Annotated in this window: 1 protein-coding gene; it reads left to right on the top strand. The window is 69.1% G+C overall.

The annotated features are described in order from the left end of the window. Positions 1 to 179: 179 nt before the first annotated feature. Positions 180 to 2176 (top strand): leucine--tRNA ligase (leuS, locus tag VKG64_17900; protein ID HKB26912.1); only part of this gene is annotated, 1997 nt, incomplete at its 3' end.

The following is a 2176-nucleotide window of genomic DNA, read 5'->3' as shown; positions in this document are numbered from 1 at the left end:
TCCGTCTGGTTCCGCAAGCCTCCTACCGAACCTTGGTTCAAGACCACACGACCGGCGATATGCGACCAAGGGGCCATTGCCGTCCTTAAGCTGGTCACCTCCGCCCGAAGCGCTTGCCAGCGGCCCGGACAACGTTTTTGGCGAAGGACAGGCACCACCGCAACGGGGTACAACAGGACATGGCCTACAACCACCTCGAGATCGAGGCCCGTTGGCAGCGCTACTGGGACGAGCACGGGACGTTCCGCGCCACGCGCCGGAGCGGCCGGCCCAAGCGCTACGTCCTCGACATGTTCCCCTACCCGTCCGGCGTCGGTCTGCATGTCGGTCATCCCGAGGGGTACACCGCCACCGACATCATGGCGCGCGCCTGGCGCATGCGCGGCTACGACGTGCTGCACCCGATGGGCTGGGACGCGTTCGGCCTGCCGGCCGAGCAGCACGCGATCGAGACCGGGCAGCATCCCGCGGGGACGACGGCGAACAACATCGCGACGTTCAAGCGCCAGCTCAAGATGCTCGGCTTCAGCTACGACTGGTCGCGGGAGATCGACACCACGGATCCGGGCTACGTACGCTGGACGCAGTGGATCTTCCTGCAGCTGTTCCGGCGCGGGCTCGCGTACCAGGCGACGGTGCCGGTCAACTGGTGTCCCGCGCTCGGCACCGTGCTCGCCAACGAGGAAGTCGTCGATGGCAAGAGCGAGCGCGGCGGCCATCCCGTCTATCGCACGCCGCTCCGACAGTGGATGCTGAAGATCACCGCTTATGCCGATAGGCTCGCCGAGGACCTCGCGCTCGTCGACTGGCCCGAGGGGACGCTTACCGCGCAGCGCCGCTGGATCGGCCGTTCGGAGGGCGCCGAGATCGTCTTCGGTGTCGACGGTCACCCGGACGCGCGCATCGCCGTCTTCACGACGCGGCCCGATACCCTCATGGGCGCGACCTACGTCGTGCTCGCGCCCGAGCATGAGCTGACGCGCACGTTGGCGACGCCGGCTCGGCGCGAGGCCGTCGTCGCGTACGCCGAGGCGGCCGCCCGCAAGAGTGAGCTGGACCGCGTCGCGCTCGCCAAGACGAAGACCGGTGTGCCGGCGGGCGCCGTGGCCATCCACCCGATCACCGGAGCTCGCCTGCCGATCTGGGTGGCTGACTACGTGCTTGGCGGCTACGGGACCGGCGCCGTCATGGCCGTCCCCGGGCACGATCAGCGCGACTTCGAGTTCGCGACCGCCTTCGGTCTTCCGATCGTCGAGGTCGTGAGCCCGGACGGGCGACTGCACGACGCGCTCGAGGCCGCGTACGTCGACGACGGCGTCAACGTCCGCAGCGGCGAGTTCGACGGCCTGGCGACGCCCGCCGCCAAAGGCGCGGTCGTCCGCCGACTCGAGGCGCTCGGCCGCGGCCGCGGCACGATCAGCTACCGGCTGCGCGACTGGGTCTTCTCGCGTCAGCGCTACTGGGGCGAGCCCATCCCGATCTACTTTCCGGTCGAGCTCGCTGACCCGACCGGTGACCCTCGGCGAGGGGCCGCGCACACGATTCGCTATGACCAGCCGCTCGCGGTCGACGAGTCCGAGCTGCCGCTGCGCCTGCCCGAGCTCGCCGACTACAACCCGGGCGAGGACCCGGCCGGCCCGCTCGCGCGCGTCGGCGACTGGCGCTTCTTCCAGCGCGACGGTCGCTGGTTCGCGCGCGAGACCAACACCATGCCGCAATGGGCGGGCTCTTGCTGGTACTACCTGCGGTTTCTCGACCCGGACGATGACGACAAGCCCTGGGCGATGGACGCGTACGACGCGTGGATGCCCGTCGACCTCTACGTCGGCGGCGCCGAGCACGCGGTGCTCCACCTCCTCTACGCCCGCTTCTGGCACAAGGTGCTCTTCGATCTCGGCCACGTCCGACACCCCGAGCCGTTCATGACACTCGTGCACCAGGGGACGATCCTGGGCGAGGACAATGAGCGGATGTCGAAGTCGCGGGGCAACGTCGTGAATCCCGACGACATCGTGCGAGAATATGGCGCCGACGTGCTCCGGCTCTACGAGATGTTCATGGGGCCGCTCGAGGCCGTGAAGCCGTGGCAGACCTCGCAGATCCAGGGCGTAGTGCGCTTCCGCGACCGGCTCCACGCGGTCTGTCGCCAGCCCCTCGTGGACGCGATGGACGACGC

It is taken from the genome of Candidatus Methylomirabilota bacterium (assembly GCA_035260325.1).
GTDB lineage: Bacteria > Methylomirabilota > Methylomirabilia > Rokubacteriales > CSP1-6 > AR19.
This window is presented reverse-complemented; position numbering and strand designations above follow the sequence as displayed.